This is a genomic window from Streptomyces longisporoflavus, assembly GCF_014649775.1.
Lineage (GTDB): Bacteria > Actinomycetota > Actinomycetes > Streptomycetales > Streptomycetaceae > Streptomyces > Streptomyces longisporoflavus.
Window position 1 is genome coordinate 1 of record NZ_BMTR01000079.1, and the last position, 6,520, is coordinate 6,520.

A 6,520-nucleotide genomic window follows, 5' to 3' on the forward strand; every position below is an offset into this window, starting at 1 on the left:
ATCATCTGCTTGAGGCGACTTCGAACCTCATTCTGAAACCGTCAGTAAGGGACTTGCTGGCCCTCCCACCGAAGACTGCGCCGATCGGAGGCAGATGGCCGGTGCAGATCGCGCACCCCTTCTCCGGAAGACAGAGGCGGCAGGGCGCACTGCTGGCCAGACATCCCGACGAGGCGTTCCGGCTGCTCCGCGACGAGGCAGACCACCGGCCCGGCCCAAGTGGCCGCTTGCGCCGAGCCCGTGGGTGACAGCGGCGTAGCCGCGGTCCACCGCGGTGAGCGCGCTGGAGTCGGCTGCGGAGTACGGCAGCAGGGCCCGGACCGCGCGTCGCGGTCCGGGCCCTGCCATGTGCGGCGCCGCCCCGGGCGGCGCTGCGTCAGCTCTGTGCGGTGTCGTTACCCGTCTGCCCGGCGTCTTCGGTCGCGCCGTCCGCGGACGCGCCTGTCTTCTCGCGCATCTTGCGCACCAGCTCCGCCTTCTGATCGGCGGCACTCTGGCGGTCGAGGTTGCGGTGCGGACCGTTGTTCTGCCGTTCGGCGCGGGACAGCTTCTTGCGCTGACCGCCGCCCATGCCCACGGGGTTGTTGATGTTCTTGCTCACGGGTTCTCCCGGAATGGTGTGAAGTGATCTACGGATTCATCGGTGGGGGACGGGGCGCGGCGACATCGCAGGATGTCAGCGGGGGCCCGTCACGCTCTCACTCGTAAATCGGCCTCTGGAAGAACATGACCACGACAGTACCCGGTTCCGACGACTCCGCCCACCAAGTTCTGGCCGTCCCGGCGTCGGCCGGGACCCTGGCGAGCGCCCGCGGCTACGCCTACGTCTACGCCAGGACGGGAAGCGATACGAGGCCGCGGACGAGACGCGTGCGGCGCCGGCGCAGTTCTTCCGCCGGCACGGCAAGTCGGATTCCGGGACATCGAGTCAGCACCGCTCGCAGCGCGATCTCCATCTCTGCCCTTGCCAGGGGAGCGCCGAGGCAGCGGTGGACGCCATGGCCGAAGCCGAGGTGCGCAGCGGCCTCGCGGTCCAGGTCGAGCACGCCCGGCGCCGCGAAGCGTGCCGGGTCCCGGTTGGCTTCCCCCAGCGCGACCAGTACCGGAACCCCGGCCGGGATATCCGTTCCGCCCAGGGAGATGGCCTCCGTACTGAAGCGGAAGGTCGCCGTACTGACAGGGGAGTCGAACCGGAGCAGTTCGTCCAGTGCGGAAGCGATGGCGTCCGGATCTCGGCGGAGGCGTTCCAGTTCGGTCGGGTGCTGGAGCAGTGCCAGGACGGCGTTGCCGATCGCGTTGGTGGTGGTCTCGTGTCCGGCAACCAGCAGCAGCACGGCCAGGGACACCAGCTCGTCCTCGCTCAGGTGGTCGTCTCCGTCGCGAGCCGCGATGAGCCGGTCAAGAAGGGTGCCGCCGGGGGCGCGGCGCTTGGCGGTGATGAGGTCTCGCATATATCCGGCCAGCGCATGCGAGGCCGCGTCGATGACGTCCGGCTCCCCCGCCGCGAACAGCTCTGCGGACCAGCGCCGCACATCGGCCCGGTCGGTCGGCGGCACCCCGAGCAGTTCGCAGATCACGATGACCGGCAGCGGCACCGCGAGGCCGGCCACCAAGTCGAAGCGTTCGCCGACGGGCCACCGGTGCAGCAGGTCCTCGGTGACACGGCCGATGAAGGGACGCAGTTCCCTGACGGCCCCGGTGGTGAATGCCCCGGTCACCAGCTTGCGCAGGCGGGTGTGCCGGGGCGGGTCGCTGGCCAGCATGTTCTGCGCGAGCGCCGGGTGCAGGCGGCGCCGTGACTCCTTGCCCGCGAAATAGGCGGCCGTGTCCTTCGAGAGCCGGGCGTCGCTGAGGGCTTCTCTGGCTTCCGCGTAGCCGGTGACCGTGTAGGCGGGGCGCCCGCCGGATCCGGTGGGTACGGGCTGTACCGGGCACCCGGACCGCGTGCCGGCGCGGGCCGCATCGCGGTTCCGGGGAGGGCGGGGGTCCCCGGTCGGGTCAGTCATGCTCGCAAGCTCCAACCGGTTGTGGCCGACCACCGTCGGCGATATGCCCGGCATGCGGGCGCGGCGTCGTCACCGTAGTGCATACCGCGTCCACCGCTTTTGAGATGGCGCTGCGGCTCTGCAGCTCTACCGCTCGGCGGTGTCGTCCCTGCCGTCGATCTCGTAGATGCGCTCCTGAAGCCGCTCACCGGCCCAGTCCAGCTCGACGCCCAGGTCGAACCAGTGCCGATCCTTTCGGACTTCGGGGGTCGAGAGGTTCGCCGCCGCCCAGGAGAACACTCCCAGGAGGACGGAGCGCCCGTGCTGCGTTGTGCGCACGGACAGCGCAAACGGCGCGGCGAGGGCCGCGCGGGTGACCAACACGACTTGTTCGTCCTCGGGATGTCGACGCGCACCGGTGAGAAACCGAGGCGTCTCAAGGATCTTGACCCACTCCACGGCTGCATCTGCCACCTGGGCACGCAGGCACTCCTCGATGCCCTCCCGGACGGCGGCCACGGGGTCGTCGCCGAGCCAGCCAAGCCAGTGATCAGCATCCGTGAGCTTGCCGAAGTCGTCCTGTGGCACGCCGTGACGGGGGTTCTCCTGGTACTCACCCGTCAATTTGCCGCTGCTGTCCACCAGCCACGCGCCGCGGATCGCTTCGGGAGGTACATAACCGTCCGGGTCGTCGATATACGTCCGGTCGATCTCGGCGACGCTGCCCCCGGGATGCTCGGCGGCAGCGGCGACCAGCGCCGGCTCCGTCGGTATGCCCTTACGTCGGTTCCGCCAGCCGAAACGCCCCACGTTGCCACCCCGCCGTTGTCAATCCAGTCGACCGTGATCGTGTCGACCGTGATTGTGCCGCACCGGTCGGGACCGGGTGCCGGAGGCCACGGCGTCTGGTCCGCCGGGTGGCCGGATCGCGGCCCTACCCGTGCGGAGCTGCGGCGTCGCGGACCGGTTGTCTCAGGATGGTGCGCAGCTTCTCGGGGGCGACTTTGCGCGGGTCGCTGAGGTAGACCTCGTGGTGCTTGCCGACCATGTGAAGACCGTGGTCGGGGATGAACTGATGGTGCATACGTGCCAGAGTGCCGGCCTCATCGTCGTAGGAACCGACGTGCAGCGTCTGCACGCAAAGTCCCTCCGACAGAGACTCCAGGCGGACGTCTCCCAGCCGGGCCACATGCCCCTTCGCTCCGGCCTGCTTGGTGGCGGCCTCCAACATCTGCCGGTCGATCCAGTCCGGCGCCATGATCATCAATGTCCAGTCCCACCGGGACTTGTCACGCGACACAGTGAAGGAGTCCATGTCCCCGGCCCACCACAGGCCTTCCAGGGGCATGACGACATAGTCACGCCCGAGATCTTGCTTGCTGGCGAACTTCAGCTTGTAGGCCACCGGGTACAGCGCCTTGAGGGCTTCGGCGTAAGCGGGCGAGGTGTTGGGGTCCCCGTGGCCGTCGATCATGAGGTACTGCATCTCCGGCACGTCCACGACCCGGAACTCGTCCCGTCTCGCCCGGTAGGCGTCGAGGGTCTTCTTGAAGTCGATCTTTACGGTCATCAAGCACCTGGACTCGACTGGCGAGCCACGACCTTTCTGCCCGGGCATCCCGGGCCGGGACGGACGGTTACGTGACTTACGTACTCTGCGGGCGGTCGAGCGGGCGCCTTTCCTGGAGCAGGCGGCGGGGCTTCCACCTATCGCCCCTCCCCTCAGCCGGCGCGACCGCCACGCTAGCGCCTGTTGGGCCGACCGAGGGCGTCCAATGACGGTCCGAGACCCTCTTGCATGTTCTATGCCATACACCTTAAGTTACCGACAGGTAGGCCCCCGGTCTGGCGGGTCGCACCGTCATCGGAAGGGTGGTGGGCAGGTGAGCCCGCGCAGGAGTGACAGCCGTGACCGGATGGTCCTCAGTGCCGCTGCTCTGCTGCGTGAGTACGGGGCAAGCGCGACCAGCATCGACCAGGTCCTCGCTCACAGCGGAGCTCCCCGCGGCTCGGTGTATCACCACTTCCCAGGCGGGCGGGCGCAGCTCATCGACGAGGCGGTCGCACTGGCCGGCGACTTCATCACGGGTCTGATCGACGCCGCCATGCAGGCGGATGACCCTGTGGAGGCCGTCGACGCGTTCTTCGCGCTGTGGCGCGACCGGCTCGTGGAGAGCGGCTTCCGGGCCGGCTGCCCGATCGTGGCGGTGGCCGTGGAGACCAACGACGACGCACCCCAACTGGTCCGCTCCGCCGCTGCCGTCTTCGCCCGCTGGCAGGAAGCGCTCGCAGCCCTCTTCCTGCGACACGGCCTGACCGAGGAACGCAGCCGCAGGCTGGGCGCATTCATCATCGCCGCGGTCGAAGGCGCGGTGATCATGTGCCGGGCCGAGCAGAGCACCGCCCCGATCGAGGCAGCCGCCGCAGAGATCCACGACCTGCTCCTGTACGCCCTGCGCGACCGCCCCGGCGCCCAAGCCGCGCCCCGGCCATAACCCCCAGCCACTTCACTTCGTCAGCTCACCTCACCTCAGGTCACCTCACCTCAGGTCACCTCAGCTTCAAGGAGCCACCATGCCCACGCTCGACCGCCACGACAACGTCTTCGTCCTCGACCTCGGAGACGGAGAGAACCGCTTCCACCCCGACTGGCTCACCGCCGTCAGCGCCGCACTCGACGAGGTGGAGAAGGCCGAAGGCCCCCGCGCCCTGGTCACCGCCGCCACCGGCAAGTTCTACTCCAACGGGCTCGACCTGGACTGGCTGTTCGCCCACGCCGACCAGCACCAGGACTACGTCGTCTCGGTCCACGAGTTGTTCGCACGGATACTGTCGCTGCCGCTCATCACGGTGGCCGCACTGCAGGGACACACCTTCGCCGCCGGCGCGATGTTCTCCCTCGCCCACGACTTCCGCGTCATGCGCGCCGACCGCGGCTACTGGTGCCTGCCCGAAGCAGACATCAACATCCCCTTCACTCCCGGCATGTCCGCCCTCATCCAGTCCCGCCTCGCACCGCAGACCGCGCACGAGGCCATGCTCACCGCCCGCCGCTACGGCGGCACCGACGCCGCGGGCGCCGGCATCGTCGACCAAGCCGTCGGCGAGGACGCCGTGCGCTCCACCGCGATCGAGATCGCCCAAGCGCAGGTGAACAAGGCCGGCGACACCCTCGGCACCATCAAGGCCCGCATGTACGCCCCGGCCCTGGCCACCCTGCGCGACACCACCAACCCACTCGGCTGACCAGCACCCCACTGACCGCACACGCCGCCCCGGGCGTTCCACAGCTCCACCCGGGGCGCGACCACCCCAACTGCCCACGCATGAGGCTGGGGTGTCGCCTTCGGGACCTCGTCAAGCGGCGAGACAATCCCGCTCTCCCGCTTCGCCACGGTGGCCAGCTCCTTCTCGGCGGTGGGCCCTCTCATCGCCATCGCTCTGTTCCCCTCGAGCACTCAGCCCGCTGCCGGTTCACCCCGCACCGCTGCCGAATCCGGACTCCAAGTACCGACGCAGAGCTTCCCTTCCTCCCGGCACGAAACACCACCGATCAACCACTTCCCGCAGTTCAGCCACGGTCAGCCAGCCCTGCCAGTCGATCTCTCCGGGGTCCGGGGCAAGGGTCTGCGGCACGACGGCCTCGTGCACGCCGAGCCAGATGGGGCTCGCCCCCTCCCGATAAAGGAGCTTGAACAGAAAGCGCACCGGCACCCGAACGCCCAGTTCCTCCGCCAACTCGCGGACCGCCGCCTTCTCATACGACTCCCCCACGTCCACGGCCCCTCCGACCATGGCGTCGTAGTAGCCAGGAAACCGGGACAGCGTTCCAGCCCGCCTCAGCACCAGGATCCGGCCTTCTCGATCACGGCAGATCGTCGCTGCTATGCGATGCAGCCAGTTCTCGCGTACTGCCTCATCCCGCTCGACGATCCGTAGAACGCGGTCGTACTCATCGACATGCTCAACCAGTTCGCTCACAGATGCACGATCCCAGCCGCCACTGACAATGCGGGCACCGCCGAGACCTCCCCGGAGCACGGCACACTGAGCGCATGAGCAGATACGCAGAGGTCATCGTCCTTGCGCGCGACGCAGAGGAGGTGATGGAGCCGCTGACCCGCCCGGACCCCGAGCGTGAGTGGTATCAGTGCTTCACGCCCGTCGATGATTCCGTCTTCGCCGGCACCGGCCCCGGCTCGGAGATTTGTTACGCCTGGGTCATCCAGTTCGTACGGCACAACTGGCACATGCTCCTTGATCATCTGCAGTCCCTGCCATGGCCCGACCCGTACTCCGTTCAGATCCTCGTCCGCGACGAGGAAGACGACTGCTTCGGCCTCTGGATGCTCCACGACGGCAAGCTCACCGAGGCCCCCCTCCCCCACACGTCCCGACGCCTCGCCCCCGGCATCAGCGTCACCGGAACGCTGAGCAGAACCGACCGGGAGTCAACTTGACCCGGTCCTAAGGGACCGGGCTTGGAGGTAGGGCGTCACTGGCGGTGACGTGGCCTCCTCCGTCCAGACACCCCT

The 6,520-nt window shown here is 68.4% G+C and carries 8 protein-coding genes; 3 read left to right on the forward strand and 5 right to left on the reverse strand.

Going from position 1 to position 6,520, the window contains the following annotated elements:
* Positions 1–376 precede the first annotated feature (376 nt).
* The 4 genes from IE226_RS43230 to IE226_RS43245 form a co-directional block, all read right to left on the reverse strand.
* Positions 377–601, reverse strand: coding sequence for a DUF6243 family protein (locus tag IE226_RS43230; protein ID WP_190087026.1), 225 nt, complete (start codon positions 599–601; stop codon positions 377–379).
* 226 nt (positions 602–827) lie between these two features.
* A complete protein-coding gene (locus IE226_RS43235; protein WP_190087027.1) occupies positions 828–2,006 on the reverse strand; it encodes a cytochrome P450 family protein in 1,179 nt (392 codons plus the stop codon).
* 126 nt (positions 2,007–2,132) lie between these two features.
* On the reverse strand, positions 2,133–2,795 hold the full coding sequence (locus IE226_RS43240; protein ID WP_190087028.1) for a hypothetical protein: 663 nt from the start codon (positions 2,793–2,795) through the stop codon (positions 2,133–2,135).
* Between the two features lie 124 nt (positions 2,796–2,919).
* Positions 2,920–3,555, reverse strand: coding sequence for a GyrI-like domain-containing protein (locus IE226_RS43245; RefSeq protein ID WP_190087029.1), 636 nt, complete (start codon positions 3,553–3,555; stop codon positions 2,920–2,922).
* Positions 3,556–3,868: 313 nt separating this feature from the next.
* Here IE226_RS43245 and IE226_RS43250 point away from each other — a divergent pair, with 313 nt between their 5' ends.
* A complete protein-coding gene (locus IE226_RS43250) occupies positions 3,869–4,480 on the forward strand; it encodes a TetR/AcrR family transcriptional regulator (protein WP_229871974.1) in 612 nt (203 codons plus the stop codon).
* A gap of 79 nt (positions 4,481–4,559) precedes the next feature.
* Entirely contained in the window at positions 4,560–5,231 is a 672-nt protein-coding gene (locus tag IE226_RS43255; protein WP_190087030.1) for an enoyl-CoA hydratase-related protein, read from the forward strand.
* Between the two features lie 228 nt (positions 5,232–5,459).
* Here IE226_RS43255 and IE226_RS43260 read toward each other — a convergent pair whose 3' ends face one another.
* Positions 5,460–5,966: an NUDIX hydrolase gene (locus IE226_RS43260; protein ID WP_190087031.1), complete on the reverse strand. Its 507-nt coding sequence runs from the start codon at positions 5,964–5,966 to the stop codon at positions 5,460–5,462.
* Positions 5,967–6,040: 74 nt separating this feature from the next.
* On the opposite strand from IE226_RS43260, the gene IE226_RS43265 reads away from it, so the two are divergent.
* On the forward strand, positions 6,041–6,445 hold the full coding sequence (locus IE226_RS43265) for a hypothetical protein (protein WP_190087032.1): 405 nt from the start codon (positions 6,041–6,043) through the stop codon (positions 6,443–6,445).
* Positions 6,446–6,520: the final 75 nt, after the last annotated feature.

Excerpts from the sequence above, each read along its gene's own strand:
- IE226_RS43245 (WP_190087029.1), bottom strand. The coding sequence starts at position 3,555 with ATGACCGTAAAGATCGACTTCAAGAAGACCCTCGACGCCTACCGGGCG.
- IE226_RS43265 (WP_190087032.1), top strand. The coding sequence starts at position 6,041 with ATGAGCAGATACGCAGAGGTCATCGTCCTTGCGCGCGACGCAGAGGAG.
- IE226_RS43235 (WP_190087027.1), bottom strand. The coding sequence starts at position 2,006 with ATGACTGACCCGACCGGGGACCCCCGCCCTCCCCGGAACCGCGATGCG.
- IE226_RS43255 (WP_190087030.1), top strand. The coding sequence starts at position 4,560 with ATGCCCACGCTCGACCGCCACGACAACGTCTTCGTCCTCGACCTCGGA.